Origin of the sequence: Blastococcus haudaquaticus, from assembly GCF_900230285.1 — a bacterium.
Lineage (GTDB): Bacteria > Actinomycetota > Actinomycetes > Mycobacteriales > Geodermatophilaceae > Blastococcus_B > Blastococcus_B haudaquaticus.
In genome coordinates, this window is record NZ_OCNK01000004.1 from 223633 (window position 1) to 242631 (window position 18999).

General features: G+C 74.0%; 21 protein-coding genes. 12 read left to right on the plus strand and 9 right to left on the minus strand.

All coding sequences use genetic code 11. The features are described from left to right. The first annotated feature begins 44 nt into the window (after positions 1 to 44). The 3 genes from CRP30_RS17195 to msrA all read left to right on the plus strand — a co-directional run bounded on the left by CRP30_RS17195 (position 45) and on the right by msrA (position 1389). Positions 45 to 272, plus strand: coding sequence for a hypothetical protein (locus CRP30_RS17195; RefSeq protein ID WP_097185214.1), 228 nt, complete (start codon positions 45 to 47; stop codon positions 270 to 272). Between the two features lie 15 nt (positions 273 to 287). Further along, on the plus strand, positions 288 to 797 hold the full coding sequence (locus tag CRP30_RS17200) for a Clp protease N-terminal domain-containing protein (protein ID WP_097185215.1): 510 nt from the start codon (positions 288 to 290) through the stop codon (positions 795 to 797). Between the two features lie 79 nt (positions 798 to 876). Then, on the plus strand, positions 877 to 1389 hold the full coding sequence (gene msrA, locus CRP30_RS17205) for a peptide-methionine (S)-S-oxide reductase MsrA (protein ID WP_097185216.1): 513 nt from the start codon (positions 877 to 879) through the stop codon (positions 1387 to 1389). Positions 1390 to 1469: 80 nt separating this feature from the next. Here msrA and CRP30_RS17210 read toward each other — a convergent pair whose 3' ends face one another. Next, positions 1470 to 2882 carry a dihydrolipoyl dehydrogenase family protein gene (locus CRP30_RS17210; protein WP_235003500.1) on the minus strand — a complete coding sequence of 471 codons (1413 nt, stop codon included), beginning with the start codon at positions 2880 to 2882 and terminating at the stop codon, positions 1470 to 1472. A gap of 35 nt (positions 2883 to 2917) precedes the next feature. Here CRP30_RS17210 and CRP30_RS17215 point away from each other — a divergent pair, with 35 nt between their 5' ends. The 7 genes from CRP30_RS17215 to CRP30_RS17245 all read left to right on the plus strand — a co-directional run bounded on the left by CRP30_RS17215 (position 2918) and on the right by CRP30_RS17245 (position 10630). Beyond that, positions 2918 to 3430 carry a flavin reductase family protein gene (locus CRP30_RS17215; RefSeq protein WP_097185218.1) on the plus strand — a complete coding sequence of 171 codons (513 nt, stop codon included), beginning with the start codon at positions 2918 to 2920 and terminating at the stop codon, positions 3428 to 3430. Positions 3431 to 3577: 147 nt separating this feature from the next. Then, positions 3578 to 4090 (plus strand): sigma-70 family RNA polymerase sigma factor, encoded by a 513-nt coding sequence (locus tag CRP30_RS17220; protein WP_097185219.1) that lies wholly within the window; start codon positions 3578 to 3580, stop codon positions 4088 to 4090. Then, complete coding sequence (locus tag CRP30_RS17225) at positions 4074 to 5162, plus strand: hypothetical protein (RefSeq protein WP_097185220.1); 1089 nt, start codon at positions 4074 to 4076, stop codon at positions 5160 to 5162. Before CRP30_RS17220 ends, CRP30_RS17225 begins: the two co-directional genes overlap by 17 nt. A 19-nt stretch (positions 5163 to 5181) precedes the next feature. Further along, complete coding sequence (locus CRP30_RS17230) at positions 5182 to 6150, plus strand: ABC transporter ATP-binding protein (protein WP_235003501.1); 969 nt, start codon at positions 5182 to 5184, stop codon at positions 6148 to 6150. Then, positions 6147 to 6998 (plus strand): ABC transporter permease, encoded by an 852-nt coding sequence (locus tag CRP30_RS17235; protein ID WP_097185222.1) that lies wholly within the window; start codon positions 6147 to 6149, stop codon positions 6996 to 6998. The genes CRP30_RS17230 and CRP30_RS17235 overlap by 4 nt, the downstream gene beginning before the upstream one ends. 31 nt (positions 6999 to 7029) lie before the next feature. After that, on the plus strand, positions 7030 to 7953 hold the full coding sequence (gene bla / locus CRP30_RS17240; RefSeq protein ID WP_097185223.1) for a class A beta-lactamase: 924 nt from the start codon (positions 7030 to 7032) through the stop codon (positions 7951 to 7953). Positions 7954 to 8023: 70 nt separating this feature from the next. Beyond that, complete coding sequence (locus tag CRP30_RS17245; RefSeq protein WP_097185224.1) at positions 8024 to 10630, plus strand: bifunctional FO biosynthesis protein CofGH; 2607 nt, start codon at positions 8024 to 8026, stop codon at positions 10628 to 10630. On the opposite strand, the gene CRP30_RS17250 is transcribed toward CRP30_RS17245, so the two are convergent. After that, a complete protein-coding gene (locus CRP30_RS17250) occupies positions 10617 to 11312 on the minus strand; it encodes a hypothetical protein (RefSeq protein WP_097185225.1) in 696 nt (231 codons plus the stop codon). The two genes, CRP30_RS17245 and CRP30_RS17250, sit on opposite strands and share 14 nt — an antisense overlap. After that, entirely contained in the window at positions 11299 to 11676 is a 378-nt protein-coding gene (locus tag CRP30_RS17255) for a PadR family transcriptional regulator (protein ID WP_097185226.1), read from the minus strand. The genes CRP30_RS17250 and CRP30_RS17255 overlap by 14 nt, the downstream gene beginning before the upstream one ends. Positions 11677 to 11751: 75 nt before the next feature. Between CRP30_RS17255 and CRP30_RS17260 the strand changes: the two genes are divergently transcribed. Continuing rightward, the gene (locus CRP30_RS17260; RefSeq protein ID WP_097185227.1) at positions 11752 to 12489 is read left to right on the plus strand and encodes a metallophosphoesterase family protein; all 738 of its coding nucleotides are present in this window, start codon (positions 11752 to 11754) and stop codon (positions 12487 to 12489) included. Between the two features lie 70 nt (positions 12490 to 12559). Here CRP30_RS17260 and CRP30_RS17265 read toward each other — a convergent pair whose 3' ends face one another. Next, complete coding sequence (locus CRP30_RS17265; RefSeq protein ID WP_097185382.1) at positions 12560 to 13408, minus strand: formate/nitrite transporter family protein; 849 nt, start codon at positions 13406 to 13408, stop codon at positions 12560 to 12562. A 139-nt stretch (positions 13409 to 13547) separates the two neighbouring features. On the opposite strand from CRP30_RS17265, the gene CRP30_RS22825 reads away from it, so the two are divergent. Further along, complete coding sequence (locus tag CRP30_RS22825) at positions 13548 to 14069, plus strand: hypothetical protein (protein ID WP_200814825.1); 522 nt, start codon at positions 13548 to 13550, stop codon at positions 14067 to 14069. On the opposite strand, the gene CRP30_RS17275 is transcribed toward CRP30_RS22825, so the two are convergent. From CRP30_RS17275 to CRP30_RS17295, 5 genes are all read right to left on the minus strand, one after another. Continuing rightward, positions 14070 to 14735: a maleylpyruvate isomerase family mycothiol-dependent enzyme gene (locus tag CRP30_RS17275; RefSeq protein WP_097185228.1), complete on the minus strand. Its 666-nt coding sequence runs from the start codon at positions 14733 to 14735 to the stop codon at positions 14070 to 14072. Positions 14736 to 14821: 86 nt separating this feature from the next. Beyond that, the gene (locus tag CRP30_RS17280) at positions 14822 to 15664 is read right to left on the minus strand and encodes an HAD-IIA family hydrolase (protein WP_097185229.1); all 843 of its coding nucleotides are present in this window, start codon (positions 15662 to 15664) and stop codon (positions 14822 to 14824) included. Continuing rightward, entirely contained in the window at positions 15657 to 17141 is a 1485-nt protein-coding gene (locus CRP30_RS17285) for a biotin carboxyl carrier protein (protein WP_097185230.1), read from the minus strand. The genes CRP30_RS17280 and CRP30_RS17285 overlap by 8 nt, the downstream gene beginning before the upstream one ends. After that, positions 17141 to 18502, minus strand: a complete 1362-nt coding sequence (locus CRP30_RS17290; protein WP_097185231.1) for an acetyl-CoA carboxylase biotin carboxylase subunit — start codon at positions 18500 to 18502, stop codon at positions 17141 to 17143. The genes CRP30_RS17285 and CRP30_RS17290 overlap by 1 nt, the downstream gene beginning before the upstream one ends. Beyond that, positions 18499 to 18996: an acetyl-CoA carboxylase biotin carboxyl carrier protein gene (locus CRP30_RS17295; RefSeq protein ID WP_200814826.1), complete on the minus strand. Its 498-nt coding sequence runs from the start codon at positions 18994 to 18996 to the stop codon at positions 18499 to 18501. Before CRP30_RS17295 ends, CRP30_RS17290 begins: the two co-directional genes overlap by 4 nt. Positions 18997 to 18999 lie beyond the last annotated feature (3 nt).

Here is an 18999-nt window from a genome sequence, read left to right on the forward strand (position 1 = left end):
GCCATCAACGATGGTTGACGGATCCCAGTCATCAATATAGGTTGATGGACGTGGTCGCAGCGCAGCCCCTCCCCGCTCCCGATGACCCGGAGGCTGCCCTCGCCGCGGTCGTGGCACTGCGCCGGCTGGCCGGCCGACTCGAGTCCGACGCGGTCGTCGAGGCGATCGCCCAGGGCTGGACGTGGGCCCAGGTGGGCGAGGCGCTGGGGATCAGCGCCCAGGCCGCGCACAAGAAGTTCGCATCCGAGGTCCGCGCCCGGCGCGGCCGCTGATCAGGAGGAACACCGATGGGACTCGTCACCGCGGTGCGGGACATGCGCACGATCAAGCAGCTGCTCACGGCGGCCGAGGCCGAGGCGCGCAGGGCCGGTGAGGAGACGCCCGGTCCGGAGCACCTGCTGCTGGCCGCGACGTCCCTGCCCGAGGGCTCCGCGGCCCGCGCCCTCGAGCGGTTCGGCGTCGACCCGCAGCAGCTGCGCACCGCGATCGAGGAGATCCACGAGCGCGCGCTCGCCGCGGTGGGCGTCGAGGCCGAGCACGGCTCCCCCGGCGCGGCCGGGCTCCACAGCTCGCCCACCGGCGCCTTCCGCTCGACACCCCAGGCGCAGCAGGTGTTCCAGGAGGCCGTCGCGCTGTCGAAGTCGGCGAAGCGCGGCGGACTGACGGGCGCCCACGTCGTCGCGGCCATCAGCCGGCTGGAGCACGGCACCGTCGTCCGGGCACTCGCCGCCCTCGGCGTCGACCGCGACCGGCTCCGGGAGGCCGCATACGCCGAGGCCGGTATCGAAGCAGCCTGACCGCGGTCAGGCTGGGGTGGAAACACCAGGACCGGCCGTGGTGTTCTCCTGTCGTGCACGACACCAAAGGAGGCACACGATGAACACCGAGACCGCGATCCTCGCCGGCGGTTGTTTCTGGGGCGCGCAGGATCTGCTGCGCAAGCGTCCGGGGGTGATCTCCACGCGCGTGGGGTATTCAGGCGGCGACACCCCGAACGCCACCTACCGCAACCACGGTGACCACGCGGAGGCGGTCGAGATCGTCTTCGACGCCGACGTGATCTCCTTCCGGGAGCTGCTGGAGTTCTTCTTCCAGATCCACGACCCGTCGACGGAGAACCGCCAGGGCAACGACGTGGGTCGCAGCTACCGCTCGGCGATCTTCTACACCAGCGACGAGCAGAAGCGGGTCGCCCTGGACACGATCGCCGACGTCGACGCCTCGGGCCTGTGGCCCGGCAAGGTCGTCACCGAGGTGACCGCGGCAGGCCCGTTCTGGGAGGCCGAGGAGGAGCACCAGGACTACCTGCAGAAGTACCCGTTCGGCTACACGTGCCACTTCGTGCGACCCGGCTGGGTGCTCCCGCGCCGCGAGGCGACCACCGCCTGACGGCAGCACATAGCCGCCTCGCCCCAGGGCTGCGGCAGCCACGGGGTGGGCGACCCAGGCGGGTCGCCCACCCCGCAGCGTCAGCCGCGGTATGCCTCCAGCAGCCGGAGCCAGATCTCGTTGACGGTCGGGTACGCGGGGACGGCGTGCCACAGCCGGCGGATCGGCACCTCACCGACCACGGCGATGGTCGCCGCCTGCAGCAGCTCGGCGACGGCGGGTCCGACGAAGGTCGCCCCGATCAGCACCTCCCGGTCGGTGTCGACGACAGCGATCGCGGTGCCCTCGTAGTCGTCGGCGAACAGCGAGGAGCCCGCCACCTTCAGCGGGATCTGCACCACCCGGTGGGCGACGCCTGCCTTCTCCGCCTCGGCCGCGGTGCGCCCGACGCTGGCCACCTGCGGCATCGTGAAGACGACCGACGGTGTCGCAGCGTCGTCGGCGGTGGCCACGAACGGCGACCAGTCGGTGGTGTCCACCTCCTCGCCCTTCGCGCGGGCCACGATGGCGGCCCCGGCCTGGCGTGCCTGGTACTTGCCCATGTGGGTGAGGAGCCGGCGGCCGTTGGCGTCGCCCACCCCGTAGAGCCACGGAACGCCCTCGACCCGCAGGGTGTCGTCGACCTCGAGGTACGCCCCCGACTCCAGGCCGACGGTCTCCAGTCCGATGTCACCGGTCCGGGCGGCCCGGCCGACCGCCACCAGGACCTCGTCCCCCCGGGCCTCGCCGTCCGAGCAGCTGAGCACCACCTCGTCGCCCTCCCGGCGGGCGGCCTCGACCCGGGAGCCCAGCCGGACGTCGACGCCTGCGCCCCGGAGCCCGCGGAGCACCGCCTCGGAGGCGGCCGGCTCGGCGTTGTCCAGGAGCCGGTCGCCGTGCTGCAGCAGCGTCACCCGGGACCCCAGCGCCTGCCAGGCCGTCGCCATCTCGCACCCCACGTAGCCGCCACCGAGGACCAGCAGGCGGGCGGGTGCCTCCTTCGCGCTGGTCGCCTCGCGCGGTGACCAGGGCTGCACGTCGGCGAGCCCCTCGACCGGCGGGATCGCTGCCGTCGACCCCGTGCACACGGCCACCGCGTGCCGCGCGGTCAGCCGGGTCTCGCTGCCGTCGACGGCGGTGACCACGACGGTCCGCTCCCCGCTCAGCCGCCCGGTGCCGCGGATCAGGTCGATGCCGGCGCCGTGCACCCACTCCACCTGGCCGGCGTCGTCCCAGTTCGAGGTGAAGGAGTCGCGGCGTCCCAGCGTGGCGGCGACGTCCTGCTCACCCGTGACGGCCTGCCGGGCCCCGTCGACGGCCCGGGCCTCGGCGAGCACCTCCGTGCCGCGCAGCAGCGCCTTGCTGGGCATGCAGGCCCAGTAGGAGCACTCGCCGCCGACCAGCTCGTTCTCGACGAGGACGGCGGTCAGCCCACCCCGGACGGCGATGTCGGCGACGTTCTCCCCCGTCGACCCCGCACCGATGACGATCACGTCGTAGCTCTGCTCGCTCACACGCTCCATCCTGTCGATGTGGTCGACTGGCCGCCATGCCGGTCGACCGCGCCGAGTTCGCCGCCGCTCTGGGCCAGTACGCCGCGGGCGTCTGCCTGCTGACCGTGCGCGACGGCATCGACGACGTCGGGACCACGGTCAGCTCGGTGATGAGCGTGTCGGCGGATCCCCCGCTGGTCGCCGTCGCCCTCACCTCCGCCGGCTACCCGGCCGAGGTGCTCGAGGAGGTGGGCTCCTGCGGGCTGACCGTCCTGGCGGCCCAGCACGCGATCGTGGCGTCGCGGTTCTCCTCGGCCGGCCGGCCCAGCGCCCGCCACCTGCTCGAGTCGGTGCCGTGGTCGCGCGCGGCCGGCAGCGGCGCGATCGTGCTCGACGACGGCGTCGTGGCCCTGGACTGCCGGCTGGACCGCCTCGTCCCGGCCGGCGACCACGTCGTGGCACTCCTGGTCGTCGACGCCGTTCCCGTGCTCGGCGCCGGCGCCCGGCCGTTGCTGCGCCTGCGGGGCCGCTACGTCGACGAGTCCGGCGTCCCGCACGCCCGGCCGTGAGCGTCGATCGGAGAAAGTTGCCGAGGGCTGTCACATCCGGCGGCCCGGCGGTGCTTACCTGGTGTGGAACTCGTACGGCCGTCGGCCACCGCCGCACTCCCGCTGTGGGGTGGCGCGGTCCGGCCCCGGACTGAACGAGGCGCGGGCATGCCGCGAGGACGAGTGGGCGTCCGGACGGATCTCGAGGAGGTCTTCCGCGGGCACTATCCGCGGGTGGTCGCCGTCGCCGCCCGCGTGCTGGGCTCGCGCGACCAGGCCGAGGACGTCGCCCAGGACGTCTTCCTCTCCTTCGGCCGCTCCGCGGTGCCGGCCGACGAGGCCGGTGGCTGGCTGACCGTCGCCGCGACGCACACCGCGCTCAACCTGCTCCGCTCGGGCCGCCGTCGCAGCGCCCGGGAGGAACTGGCCGACGACGGTCCCACCGTCGCCCCGGACGTCGCGGACCTCGTCGTCACCCGCGAGGAACGCAGCGCCGTCCGTGCCGCCCTCGCCCGGCTGCCGCACAAGCAGGCGGCCGCGCTCGTCCTCCGCCACAGCGGCCTCAGCTACGTCGAGGTCGCCGCCGCCCTCGACCTGTCCCCCGGGAGCGTGGGCACCACCGTGCGCCGCGCCGAACTCCATCTGCTCGAGGAGCTGAACCGCCATGCGTCACCCGAGTGAGGGCATCCTGCGCCGTCTGGTCGACGAGCCCGCCGGCGTTCCCGACGACGACCGGGCCCACGTCGCCTCCTGCCCCACCTGCCTGCGCGCGCTGGAGAGCGCCCGCGCCGACGCGCAGCTCGTCGGCTCCGCGCTCGGTACCTCCCGCGAGGCCGACGTCGACACCGACGCGGCCTGGGCCCGGTTCTCGGCCGCGGCACCCGCCGCTCCCGCGTTCCGCCCGGCCCCCGCCGCGTCGCGCCGCAGCTGGCGGACGGCGGTGCGCCGGCCCGCCGTCGCCGCGCTCAGCGCGGTGGTCCTGCTGACCGGTGCCGGCGTCGCGGCGGCCAACGACTGGCTGCCGATCTTCGAGACCGAGAGCGTCGAACCGGTCGAGATCACGGCCGGCGACCTCGTCCAGGTGCCGGACCTCTCCGCCTACGGGGACCTGCAGATCACCGAGGAGCCGAACCCCGAGCAGGTGGCGGACGCCGCCACCGCGCGGGAGCGGACCGGCCTGGACGTGCCCGAGGTCACCGAGCTGCCCGCCGGCGTGACGGGGGAACCGACCTACCAGGCCGCGGGCATCGTCTCCGCCACGTTCACCTTCTCCGCCGCCAAGGCTGCCGAAGCCGCGGCCGCCGAGGGCGAGGACCTGCCGCCGGTGCCGGACGGGCTCGACGGCAGCTCGCTGCGACTGCAGGCCGGGCCCGGGGTCGCGGCGATGTGGGCGCAGCCGAGCGGCGTGCCGACGCTGGTCGTCGCCCGGGTCGGCGCACCGACGGTGGACGCGTCGGGCGGCGTGCAGTTCGAGACGGTGAAGGAGTACCTGCTCTCCCTCCCCGGCCTGCCCCCGGAGCTGGCGGCCCAGCTCGAGGACCTGTCGCAGGACGGCGGGACGCTGCCTCTGCCGGTGCCGGCCGAGCTGGTGACCACGTCCGAAGCGGAGGTGGACGGCGCGACCGCCACCGTGCTGACCTCGCGCAACGGGCTCTTCGCCGGTGTCGTCTGGGTCGAGGACGGCGTGATGACCGGGGTCGCCGGGACGCTGAGCGCCGACGAGCTCCTGTCGGTCGCCCGTGGGCTCCGCTGACGCCGCTACCGTCCGCGGCGTGACCTCCGACACGACAGCCGCGTCGGCGGCGGCAGAGCTCGCCGCTCTGCCGCCGTCCCCGGCGGTGTGGTGCTCCGGACTGCGCAAGCGGTACGGACGCCGCACCGCCGTCGACGACGTCTCCTTCTCCGTGGCCCGCGGCGAGGTGCTCGGTCTGCTGGGCCCGAACGGTGCCGGGAAGACCAGCGTCATCAAGATGCTGCTGGGCCTGGTCCGGCCCGACGCCGGAGAGGTGCTGCTGCTCGGACGGCGGTCGACCGACCCCCGCTCGCGCGCCGCCGTCGGCTACCTCCCCGAGCTGTTCCGCTACCAGCCGTGGCTGACCCCGACCGAGGTGCTGGACCTGCACGTGCGGCTCGCCCGCGTGGACGTCCCCGCCGAGGAGCGGCGGGAGTGCCTCGCCCTGGTCGGCCTCACCGGGCGGGCCGGTGACCGGGTCGGCGGGTTCTCCAAGGGCATGCAGCAGCGCCTCGGCCTCGCCGTCGCGCTGGTCGCGCGTCCCGAGCTCGTCGTCCTGGACGAGCCCACCAGCGCGCTGGACCCGATCGGCCGGGTCGACGTCCGCGACCTCGTGCTCGCGCTGAAGTCGCGCGGGGTCGCGGTGCTGCTCAACTCCCACCTCATCGGCGAGGTGGAGCGGGTGTGCGACCGCGTGGTGATCCTCGACCAGGGCAAGGTGGCCGCGTCGGGCACGCTCGCCGAGCTGCTCGGGCAGCGCGAGGTGCGCCTGCGCCTGGCCGGCGTGGACGGCGGCGCCGAGGACCGGTTGCGCGCGGCCGGCTCGACGACCCGCAGCGGCGACTGGTTCACCGTCCAGCTGACCTCCGACGACGACGGCGTCACCGTGCCCGATCTCGTGCGCGACCTCGTGGGCAGAGGGGTCCGGGTGCACGCCGTCGAGCCCGTGCGGATCAGCCTCGAGGAGCGGTTGCTCGGCATCCTGCGCCACGAGGAGGTCGAGCCATGAGCACCGCCCTGACGATCGCCGGGCTCACCCTGCGCGAGGCGATGCGGCGCCGGGTGGTCTGGGCGCTGCTCGCCCTGACCGTCGTGCTGCTGGCGCTGAGCGCGTGGGGCTTCTCCAAGCTGGTCGGCCTGGACACCGAGCTGGGCACCATGACCAGCGGCGAGGCGCGCCTGGTCGCGTCGCTGCTGCTCAACCTGATCATGTTCGGCCTGAGCCTGATCGCTGCGATCGGCACCGCCTTCCTCGCCGGGCCGACGCTGTCCGGGGAGGTGGAGTCGGGCCAGGCACTGGCGATCCTCGCCCGTCCCGTCCGCCGGTCGTCGGTCCTGCTCGGCAAGTGGCTGGGGCTGGTCGCGTTCGGCGGCGGCTACGTGGTCCTGGCCGGCCTCGCCGAGATCCTCGTCGTCCGGGTGGCCGTGGGGTACTGGCCGCCGTCGCCGGCCGCGGGGCTCGCGCTCCTGGCCGGCCAGACGGTCGTGCTGCTGACCCTCGCGCTGCTGCTGTCCAGCGTCGTCTCGCCGATGGCGTCGGGGATCATCGCGGTCGGGCTGTTCGGCGCCACGTGGGTCGCGGGCGTCGTCGGTGGGATCGGCGGCGCGCTGGGCAACGACGGCGTGGAGCGCGTGGGCACCGTCTCGCGGGTCATCCTGCCCACCGACGGGCTCTGGCGCGGCGCGATGAACGCCTTCCAGGACCCGATCGCGCTCGTGCAGATGGGCCCGGGTGAGGGCGGGTTCCCCTTCCTCAGCGAGGCGCCGCTGGCACCCGCGTACCTCGGGTGGGCCGTGCTCTGGGTCGCCGTCATCTGGGGGCTGACCGCCCTGTCCTTCTCCCGCCGCGACATCTGAGCGCAGGGCCGTCCCGCTACCTTCGGACGCGATGAGTGCTCGTCTCGCCCGGTCCGCGGGCGCCACCGCGATGTCGGTCCTCCTCGCCGCGTGCTCGGCCGCCGGGACGCCGACGGCCGAGCGCCCACCGACACCCGCCGTCTCGTCCACCGCGCCGGTCCCGGCACCGGTCGCCGACGTCGCACCGGCATTCGCTGAACTGGAGGCGCAGTTCGACGCCCGGCTCGGTGTGTACGCCCTCGAGACCGGGACCGGCCGCTCCATCGAGCACCGCGCGGACGAGCGGTTCGCCTACGCGTCGACGCACAAGGCGCTCAGCGCGGCGGCCGTCCTGGCGGCGGCGTCCGCGGCGGACCTCGACCAGCTCGTGCCGTACGCGGCCGACGACCTGGTGGCCCACTCGCCGGTGACGGGGCAGCACGCCGGCGCCGGACTGCCCCTGCGGGACGTGCTCGAGGCAGCGGTCACGCGGAGCGACAACACCGCCGGCAACCTCCTGCTGGCCCGGCTCGGCGGCCCGGCGGGCTTCCAGCAGGCGCTGCGCGACCTGGGCGACGCGACCACCCGCTCCGACCGCACCGAGACCTCGCTCAACCAGGGCGTACCCGGCGACGAGCGCGACACCAGCACACCGCGGGCCCTCGCCACCGACCTCGCGGCGTACCTGCTCGGAGATGCGCTGGACGCCGCGGACCGGGAGCTGCTCACCGGGTGGATGCGCAGCAACGTCACGGGCGCGACGCTGGTCGCCGCGGGCGTTCCAGCCGACTGGGGCGTCGCCGACAAGTCGGGGGCCGGGGGCTACGGCACGCGCAACGACATCGCCGTCCTGTGGCCCTCCGACGGGCCCCCGATCGTGCTCGCCGTCCTGTCCAGCCGCGGCGCGGCCGACGCCGGGTACGACGACGCGCTGATCGCCCGGGCAGCGACCGTGGTGGCGGACGCGCTGCGCTGAGCGCCCGCGGGCACGGTCGTGGGAGCCGGTGGCCCCCCGCACCGAGGTCCGTCGACTAGCGTCGCCGTCGATGAGTTCGCTTTCCGGACCTCCCGCCGAGTCCGCCGTCCGCCGCGCCCTGGTGCGCGCCGAGCGCGGCGTCACCCTCGACGCCGTCGAGGCAGAGACGCTGCTGCACGCCCGAGGGCTCGGCGACGGCGAGCCGCTGGACCGGCTGCTCACCGCCGCCGGGCGGGTGCGCGACGCCGGGCTCGCGAGCGCCGGACGGGCGGGCGTGGTCACCTACAGCCGCAAGGTGTTCATCCCGCTCACCCACCTGTGCCGCGACCGCTGCCACTACTGCACCTTCGTGACGACGCCCGGGCAGCTGCGCGCGCAGGGCAAGGCGCCGTTCCTCTCCCCCGACGAGGTGCTCGACATCGCCCGCGCCGGGGCTGCCCTCGGCTGCAAGGAGGCGCTGTTCACCCTCGGCGACCGCCCCGAGGACCGCTGGCCGGTCGCCGCCTCCTGGCTGGAGGCGCACGGGTTCGACTCGACGCTGGGCTACCTGCGCGCGATGGCGATCCGGGTGCTCGAGGAGACCGGCCTGCTCCCCCACCTCAACCCGGGGGTGCTGACCTGGGAGGAGATCCAGCGGCTGAAGCCGGTCTCGGCCTCCATGGGGATGATGCTGGAGACGACGGCGACCCGGCTGTGGTCGGAGCCCGGCGGCCCGCACTACGGCTCACCGGACAAGGACCCCGCCGTCCGCCTCCGGGTGCTGGAGGACGCCGGTCGTTCCGCCGTCCCCTTCACCACCGGGGTGCTGCTGGGCATCGGCGAGGACTACGCCGAGCGGGTGGACGCGATCCTGCAGATCCGGGCGGCCGCCCAGCGGCACGGGCACGTGCAGGAGGTCATCGTCCAGAACTTCCGGGCCAAGCCCCGGACGGCGATGCAGGCCCACGACGACCTGGAGCTGCAGGAGTACGTCGCCGCCGTCGCCGTCAGCCGGCTGCTGCTCGGCCCGAAGGCCCGGGTGCAGGCGCCACCGAACCTGTCGGACTCCACCGAGCTCGGCCTGCTGCTGCGCGCCGGCGTCGACGACTGGGGCGGCGTCAGCCCGCTCACCCCCGACCACGTGAACCCCGAGCGGCCGTGGCCGAACATCGACAAGCTGGCGGCGCTGTCGGCCGAGGCCGGCTTCGAGCTGCGGGAGCGGCTGGCCGCCCAGCCGCCCTACGTGCAGCAGCCCGAGCCCTGGCTGGACCCGCGGGTGCGCCCGCACGTGTCGGCGCTCGCCGGCTCGGACGGTCTGGCCGTCGAGGGCCGCCTCCCCGTCGGCCTGCCGTGGCAGGAGCCGGACGAGGCCTGGACCTCCTCGGGCCGGGTGGACCTTCACGTGGAGGTGGACACGGTCGGCCGGACCACCGACCGGCGCAGCGACTTCGACGCGGTGTACGGCGACTGGTCGGAGCTGCGCTCCCGCACCGAGAGCGCCCGGGACGGGCACTCGACGGCGCTCGCCGCGGGCGACCGGGAGGTGCTGGCCGCGCTGCTGCACGCCGAGCAGGACCCGGCCGGGCTGACCGATGCCGAGTACCTGGCCCTGCTTGGCGCCGACGGCACCGACCTGGAGAACCTCTGCGCGCTCGCCGACGCGGTGCGCGCCGACGTCAACGGCGACGACGTCACCTACGTCGTGAACCGGAACATCAACTTCACCAACGTCTGCTACACCGGCTGCCGGTTCTGCGCGTTCGCCCAGCGGCGCACCGACGCCGACGCCTACACGCTGTCGATGGCGCAGGTGGGCGACCGCGTGGACGAGGCGTGGGCGGCCGGGGCGACGGAGATCTGCATGCAGGGCGGCATCCACCCCGACCTGCCCGGGACCGCGTACTTCGACCTCGCCCGCACGGTGAAGGAGCGGCAGCCCGCCATCCACCTGCACGCCTTCTCCCCCATGGAGATCGTGAACGGCGCGGCGCGCACCGGGCTGTCGTTCCGCGACTTCCTGACGGAGGCGAAGGCCGCGGGGCTCGACTCCATCCCCGGCACGGCCGCGGAGATCCTCGACGACGACGTCCGGTGGGTGCTGACCAAGGGCAAGCTGCCGACGGCGACCTGGCTCGAGATCATCCGGACGGCGCACGAGGTCGGCATCCCGACGACCTCGACGATGATGTACGGCCACGTCGACACCCCCGCCCACTGGGTCGGGCACCTGCGCACCCTGGCCGCACTGCAGGACGAGACCGGTGGCTTCACCGAGTTCGTGCTGCTGCCGTTCGTGCACCACAACTCGCCGATCTACCTCGCCGGCGTCGCGCGTCCCGGCCCGACGGTGCGGGAGAACCGGGCCATCCATGCGGTCGCCCGCCTGCTGCTGCACGGGCGCATCCCCAACATCCAGACGTCCTGGGTGAAGCTCGCCGACGCCGGGACCAAGGCGGTGCTCCAGGGCGGCGCCAACGACCTCGGCGGCACGCTGATGGAGGAGACGATCAGCCGGATGGCCGGCAGCGAGAACGGCTCGCTGAAGACCATCGCCGAGCTGGAGGCGATGGCGGCCGCGATCGGCCGGCCCGCACGTCAGCGGACGACGGAATACGGCACCCCGTCGGCCGAGCGTCTGGCCACGGCCCGCTCCGACGAGGGCCGCCGCCGGCTCACGCTGTCGATCACCCCGCGCTGACCGGCGGCGCGGCCGGGACCGCGGAGGACCGCAGACCCCACCACCTGGCGAGCCACAAGGAGCCCGCGCACGGGAGGGCGACGAGCGCGACCTCGATCAGGACCACCGGCAGCGAGGTGGAGTAGTCCCAGGCGCGGCCGAACAGCATGGCCGCGCCCACGCCGAGTGCCGCGGCGACCGGCAGCAGTGCGGTGGCCCGGGTCACCGATGTCCGAGCGGCCGGCCGCCCCGAGAGGGAGCGGGCGAACCCGGCGAGCGCGCCCGCGATGCCGATCAGGGCGAGGGCCGCGTAGGTGAGGAGCGGCCCGGCGACCGGGTACCGCTGGGTCAGGTCGATCCACTCGCTCATCAGCGGATTGAGGACCTCGAGGAGCAGCAGGTAGCCCACGGCGAGGGCCACGACGCCGACCGTCACGGCGGTGGTCGTCGCCGACCGCCAATCGCGGGGACGGGGCGTCCAGCCGCGGGCCGACACGGCCTCCCGCGCGAAGGTTGCGACGTCCCCGAGCAGCGCCTCCGGGGTGAGACCGTCGCCGGCGGCGTCGCGGAGGTCCGCGCGCACCTCCTCGACCAGCGCGGACCGCCGGGTGCGGGGAATGCGCAGCCGTCGCAGTTCCCGGTCCAGGGCGCGGGTGGCGGAGCCGACCTCGTCGGCCTGGTGGTGGCTGTCAGGAGTGGACATGCGGAGCGACCTCCGGATCGGGCAGGGCGTCGGCGGTGATGAGCAATGTGCGGACGGACGACGTGGTGGCGTCCCACTGCGCGGCCCACTCGGCGAGCGCGGCACGGCCTGCCGCCGAGACCGAGAAGACCTTCCGCGGCGGGCCGCTAGGACTGGGTTCGGCCTGCTCGTCCACGAGCCCCTGCCGGCGCAGCCGGCCCATCAGCGGGTAGACGGTGCCGTAGCCGACGCCCTCGATCCCGTGCCGCTCCAGCTGCACCACGAGGTCGTAGGCGTGGGTCGGCGTGCGGGCCAGAAGCGCCAGCAGGCAGGTGTCGAGGACTCCCCGCAGCAGCTGGGTGCGTCGGTCCGGATCCGGTGTCATGCGACGCAAGATAGCAGCGGTACTCGGTCTCGCCTAGTACCTGACTGCGGTATGTCCTCCGGCTAGGGTCCGGCGGTGCGGATCGCAGCCCTCTCGGATGTGCACGGCAACCTGCTCGCGCTGGAGGCCGTGCTCGCCGACATCGCCACCCGGTCGGTCGACCTCACCGTCGACCTCGGCGACCTGCTCTCCGGTGCGGTCCGCCCGCGGGAGACGGCCGACCGGCTGATGGCGCTCGACCTGCCCACGGTCGCCGGCAACCACGAGCGTCAGCTGCTGACGTACGACCGTGCTCGGATGGGTGCCTCCGACCGACTGGCGCACGACACCATCGACGACAGCCACCGCGCGTGGCTGGCCGGCCTGCCACTCACCCTGCGGCCGGCCGACGACGTGCTCGCCTTCCACGGCTCCCCCACCGACGACCTCGTGTACCTGCTGGAGACCGTCGAACCGGGCGGCGCGCGCCCGGCGACCGAGGCGGAGGTGCTCCAGCGGCTGGGCGCGGCGGCGGACGTCCCGCTGCTGCTGTGCGGGCACACCCACCTGCAGCGGTCGATGCGCCTGCCCACCGGGGCTCTCGTCGTCAACCCGGGCAGCGTCGGGTGGCCGGCCTACGACGACGACTCGCCGCATCCGCACGTCATGGAGGCGGGCTCTCCGCATGCGCGGTACGCGATCGCCGACGACGCCGGCGGGCGGTGGGCCGTCGAGTTCCGCTCCGTCGGCTACGACTGGGAACGGGCGGCCGCCGATGCCGAGGCGAACGGGCGGCCGGACGTCGCCGGTCAGCTGCGCACCGGCCGCGCCTGACCGGTTCCCCGCCGACAGAGAACGCTGATGCGCACGTCCAGCGAACCGGCCTGCGCATCCGCGCCGACCGTCAGGCGCGCTCGGCGGGCTCCTGCTTCGCGACCGCCGGCTTCTCGGGGGTGTCCTTGAGGAAGAGATACCAGTAGGACGTCGACACGAAGACGACGGCGCCGACGAGGTTCCCCAGCCCGGCGAACGACCAGTTGAGCAGCGCGTCGCCCCAGCCGATGTCGGGCACGCCCGCCCAGATCGCCGCCGGGATGAAGAACATGTTGGCGATGACGTGGTCGAACCCCATGGCCACGAACGCCATGATCGGGAAGAAGATCGCCAGGATCTTGCCCGAGACGGTCGTGGACGCCAGCGACATCCACACCGCCAGGCAGACGAGCCAGTTGCAGCCGACCCCGCGCAGGAACACCTGCCAGTGGGATTCCCCGGTCACCTTCCCCTCGGCGATGGAGGCCAGCCGCTCGTAGGTCAGGCCGGCGCTCCCGCTGGCGCCCGAGCTCCCGATCACGCCGGTCTGCACCGCGAGGAAGTAGGCCACCAGGAGGGCACCGAGCAGGTTGCCCAGCAGGACGAGCGTGAGGTTCTTCGCGACGTCGCCGACCGAGATCTTCCCGCGCATGGCGCCGAGCGGGACCAGCATCATGTTGCCGGTGGCCAGGTCCGAGCCCGCGATGAGCACGAGGACCAGGCCCAGGGTGAACGCCGCCCCCATGAAGAGCGTGGGCAGGGTGCCCCACATCGCCGGGTCCAGGCCCGACGACACCGTGATGGCCACGAGCGCGCCGAACGAGATGTAGGCACCGGCCAGGAACGCGCTGACCAGCACCCGGTCCCAGGTGCGGTGCGTCTTCTTCGCCCCGGTCTCCGCAGCGACCTGGGCCATCTCCGCTGGTTCACGCGCGGTCACGAGCGCCTCCAAGGGTGAGCTGCGACGTCGAGCCCGGTAGTGCCCGCTGGGCGGCCGTTCCACGCCGTCGACTTTGGTCTTCCCCGGTCGCGACCGAAGGCCGATGCCGTGCGGCCCCGGATCCGGTTGCCTTCCGGGTATGCCTGCCTCGACGAGCACCCGTCCCTACGACGTGGCGTCGGTCGTGGTCACCTTCCTCGGGCTCTACCAGGGGGGCGTGCCGCTGGTGGTGCGGGCCGTCTTCGGCGCGGAGCAGCGCTTCGCCCCCGTCATGTGGCTGCCCGCGCCGTGGTGGTGGATCGCCTGCCTCGGCATCGTCGCGGTCATGGCCGCGCTGCTGACCGTCATCCATCGCGCCAAGGCCCGGCACGCGCCGCCCCCCGCGACGGGGACCGACGTGCCGGCGGCGGAGGAGGACCCGCACGAGGCGCGGGACGCGGGCTACGACGCACTCTCCGCGATCGTGCTGCTGGCCGGCGTCTACAACGGGATCGCGCCGTTCGTCTCACGCCTGTTCTTCGACGGCGACCTGTTCCTGGCGTTCACGCTGCGGCTGCCCGCACCGTGGTGGTGGATCGCCTCGCTGGTCGTCGTCGCGCTGGCCGTCGTCCTGCTGGCCGTGATCGACCGGGCGAAGAACCGGGACGCGGCCGCGGGCTAGTCACGCCCGGGCGCTCCCCCGGAGGCGCACCTCCGCCTCGCCGACGCCGGGCCCGCAGCAGTTGTCCAGTCCGGCCGCCCGGCCGGTCGCGACCAGCAGCAGGTCACCGATCCGGCCCCGCACCTCGCGCGGGCCCTCCCCCGCCGACCAGTCGGTGTCCGTCGCGACGAACCGCAGCCCGGCGAAGCGGCGGTCCGCCCGGCCGTAGAAGCCGTTGCCCCAGACGTGCCCGATCACGGGGAGGACGACGGGCGGCGGCATCTCCCGTCGCCGCCCCAGCGGGATGGCGATGTCCTGCCCGTGCACGACGACGTCGGTGAGCGGGTCCAGCGGACTGCTGAACGCCAGGCGGTGGTCCCGGCCGGCCGAGGCCCGGAGCTGGGTGATGAGCTCCGCCGGACTGTGCTCGGCGGCCAACTCGCGCGCCCAGTCCGCCTCCGCGCGCTCGAGGTTCCCCCGGGCGGCCGCCACCCGCAGCAGCGTCTCGCCGAGCGTCTGGCGTGCCGACAGCGTCAGGTGCGCGACCACGTCGTGCACCGTCCACCCGGTGCACAGCGACTCGGACACCCACTCGCGCTCGTCGAGGGACTCGAGGAAGTCGGCGAGGTCCAGTCGCTCGGCCTCCACCACCGGGAGCAGCTGCACGCGCGAGCGGGTCCTGGGCACGGACGTCCTCCTGAGCGGTCGGCGGTCGCAGGACAGACGGCCGCCGTGCACGGAACTCGTCGGTCGGGTCGGGCGCCACCGGCCGGCTACCTCCGGAGCAGCTCCGCGAGCGCGCCCACGTCGGGCAGCTCCAGGTGCGGCCGCACCTCGGCCGGCACGTCGCTGAACGACCCGGCGTGCCCGATGCCGGTGTGCACCGCCACGGCGAACGCTGCCCCGGCGTGGGCCATCGGCACCTCGAGCTCGGGGTCGTCACCGACGACAGCGAGGTCGTCGGCCGCCAGCCCGAGCCGCCTGGCCGCCGTCCGCAGCGCCTGGAAGGAGGGCTTCCCCACGACGGTCACCTCGCACCCGGTGATGTCGCGGACGACGGCGCTGATCGCCCGCGACGTCCCCAGCGACCTCCCCTCGGCCGTCGCGAAGAACAGCGACTGCGAGGCGCTGTAGAAAGGGGCCCCGTCGAAGACCGCGAAGACCGCGGCCTCGAGCGCGTCGAAGGTCAGCTCCTGCCGGTACCAACCCGCCATGACCGCGTCGCAGTCGGTCCCCCGGACCGGGGGCACCGTCTCGATGCCGGCCGCCTCGAGGGGCTCGGTGATCCCCGTGCCGCCCAGCACCATGACCCGCCGGTGGCCCCGTTCCAGGAAGACGTCCACCGCCGTGGACGCCGGTGTCAGCGCCTGGTCGGCGGCGACCGGCAGGCCGAGCCGAGCCAGCGCGCCGGCGACCTGGGCAGGCGTCTTCACCGTGCCGTTGGTGTAGACGCAGAACGGCAGTCCGTCGTCGGCCAGGCCCTGCAGCAGGTCGAGCGCGCCGGGCAGCAGGACGAGGCCCTGGTTGTGGCGATCGCCCATCACCAGCGTGCCGTCCATGTCGAGGACGAAGCCACGCACCCGTCGCAGCCGGTCGGGGACGGCGGGGTCAGGCAACGGAGGTCCCTTCGGCAGGCCGCCCGACGGACAGCCGCAGCCCGGGCTTGGTGACGGCGAGGTCGTGGACCGCCGGGCGCGACCCCAGCTCCTCGAGCAGGCTGAGCACCGGCGCCAGGGACGGGTTGAAGTGCCGCGGCGCGGGACCGGCGGCCAGCATCGCGTCGACCTGCTCCTCGGGCATGTGCGCCCGCAGCAGCAGCTCCTCGTCACTGATCCCGCGCCGGAACTGCCTGCGCAGCTCGGCCGGCGTCGGCGGGGGCGGCTCGGAGGCCAGCTCCCGCGCCCGCGGCCGGTCCAGGATGCGGTCCTGCACGGCCGGGTCGATCGGCGCGGTCGGTTTGCCGAAGCTGCCCAGCACGTAGCGGATCACCTGGTCGGGCACGTTGCCGTACCGCTCCTCGCCGATCACGTTGAACAGCGCCTGCGAGACGACCATCTGCGGGAACGGCGTGACCATGATCGGGTGACCCATCTCCGCCCGGACGGCGCCGACCTCCTCGACCAGCGCCTCGAAGCGGTGCTCCATCCCGATCTCGCGCAGCTGCCGCCGGGTCGTCGTCATCACGCCGCCGGCGATCTGGTGGTGCAGGAACGCCGCGTCGAAGTCCTGGGGTCGGCCGACCGGCAGCCCCTCCGCCTCGGCCAGGCGGTCGAAGAAGTCGCAGACCAGGCCGAGCGCACGATCGTCGACGTCGACCCGGTGACCCATCTCCCGCAGGTTGGCCACCGTCCGGCGGGCCTCGGGTAGCGACGAGCCGTTGCCCAGGGCCCCGCTGCCGACCTGCACGACCTCGACGCCGAGCTCCGGCGCGACCGAGTAGGTCATCGGGGAGAGCCCGATGGTGGCGTGCGAGTGCAGCTCCAGCGCCTTGCCCCCGAGCTGGGCGGTGATGGCCGGGAGCAACGTGCGGGCGCGCTCAGCCGAGAGGATGCCGGCCGGGTCCTTCACGTACACGCGGTCGAAGTTCGCGTCCGCGGCGAACTGCCGGGCGAGGTCGGCGTAGAAGGCGTCGTCGTGGACGACGCTGATCGTGAACGTCAGCGCCCCGATCACCTCCTCGACGCCGGCCTGCTTCAGCCGCCGAGCGGTCTCGCGGGCGGCGTCCATGTCGTGCATCGGGTCGAGGACGACGACCCGGTCCATGCCGTTGGCCACCAGCCGGTCGTAGACCAGCTGCATCGTGTCCGGATGGGAGTTCTGCCAGCTGATGAACCGGAAGCCGGTGCCGATGAACTGCAGCTTCGTCCTGGGCATCGCCGCCCGCGTCAGCCGCAGCCGCTCCCACGGGTCCTCCCGGTGGTTCCGGACAGCGACCCCCATCGCGGTGCTGGAGCTGTAGTCGAGCGCCCGGAAGCCCACCCGCTCCAGCAGCGGCGCGATCTGCAGGACGTGCGCCGTCCGCAGGCCGGTCGCGCCCCAGAGGCTCTGGTTGCCGTCGCGCAGCGAGACGTCGACGAGTCCGACGTCGGCCATCAGGACGCCCCCACCAGACGGCCGGCCAGGAACCGCTCGAAGAAGGCGGTGTCTACTCCCCCGGCGGCGAACTCCGGATCGGCGAGCAGCGCCTGGTGCACCGGCACCGTCGTCGTCACGCCCTCGATCCGCAGCAGCTCCAGCGCGGCGCGGGCCCGGGTGATCGCGTCGTCCCGGTCGCGGCCGTGCACGATCAGCTTGGCCAGCAGCGAGTCGTAGTACGGCGGGACGACGGAGCCGCCCTGCACGTGGGTGTCCACCCGCAGGCCGTCGCCGACGGGCAGGACGACCCGGTCGATCCGTCCCGGCGACGGCCGGAAGCCGTGCGCGGCGTCCTCGGCGTTGATCCGGCACTCCACGGCGTGCCCGGTGAGGACGACGTCCTCCTGCCGGATCCGCAGCGGCAGGCCCTCGGCGACGGCGAGCTGCTCGGCGACCAGGTCGAGGCCGGTGACCATCTCGGTGACCGGGTGCTCGACCTGGATGCGGGCGTTCATCTCCAGGAAGTAGAAGGTGCCGCGTTCGCGGTCGACCAGGAGCTCGACGGTGCCGAGGCCGCGGTAGCGAAGGTGCTCGGCGAGCGCGAGCGCCGCAGCGGCCATCTCGGCGCGCAGCGCGTCGGGGAGCAGCGGGGCCGGGGCCTCCTCGAACAGCTTCTGGTACCTGCGCTGCACGGAGCAGTCGCGGTCGCCGAGCGCCACCGCCCGGTCCCCGTCGCCCAGCACCTGCACCTCGACATGCCGACCCGACGACACGAACCGCTCCAGGTACACGCGCGGATCGCCGAAGGCGGCCGCGGCCTCGGACACGGCCAGGTCCAGGGTGGAGGCCAGCTCGTCGGCGGAGTCCACCCGTTTCATGCCGCGGCCTCCCCCGCCGCCGACCGCCTTCACGAGCAGCGGGTAGCCCACCTCGGCCGCGACCGCCTGCGCTCCGGCGAGGTCGGCGGCCTCGCCGCCGGGGACGACGGGCAGTCCCGCGGTCAGCGCGTGCGACCGCGCGGTGAGCTTGTCGCCCACGGCCTCCAGCGACTCCGGCGACGGACCCACGAAGACGACGTCCGCGGCCGCGCAGGCCCGCGCCAGCGCCGGGTTCTCCGAGAGGAAGCCGTAGCCGGGATGCACGGCGTCGGCACCCACGGCCCGCGCCGCCCGGACGACGGCGTCCGGATCGAGGTAGCTCTGCGCCGCGTTGGCGGGTCCCAGCCGCAGGACCCGGTCGGCCAGCCGGGCGGGCAGCGACTCCAGGTCGGCGTCGGAAGCAGCCAGCACCGACTCGATGCCGAGCCGGGAACAGGTGCGGATCACCCGGGCGGCGATCTCCCCCCGGTTGGCGATCAGCAGCCGGTGGATGCGCCTCACGCCGGCTCCACCACCAGCAGCACGGCGTCGGCGTCGGCGAACTCGCCGTTGCCCACCCGGAACTCGACCACCGTGCCCCGCACGCCGGCGTGCACCGGCGTCATCATCTTCATCGTCTCGACGATGCCCACCACGGTCTCGGTGTCGACCGGATCGCCGACGTCCACGAACGGCGGCGCCCCGGGCTGCGGGGCACGGAAGAACGTGCCGAGCAGTGGCGGCCGCACCGCAACGAGGCCCTCCCCCACCGGGGGGCCGAAGTGGCCATTGTGGCCCTTCCCGTCCTCCGGCTCGGCGCCCTGCGACGGGCCAGAGTGGCCACTTCGGCCGTCCACCACGGGCTCCCGCGTCACCTGCTGCTCGGCGGTCCAGCCCGCCGCCCCCTCCCGCCTGACGGTGAGGGTCAGGTCGGCGAGCTCGAGGTGCAGCTCCGCCAGGCCGCTGGAGTCGAGCACCCGCAGCACGTCCCGGACGTCGTCGGGGGTCAGCTCCACCTC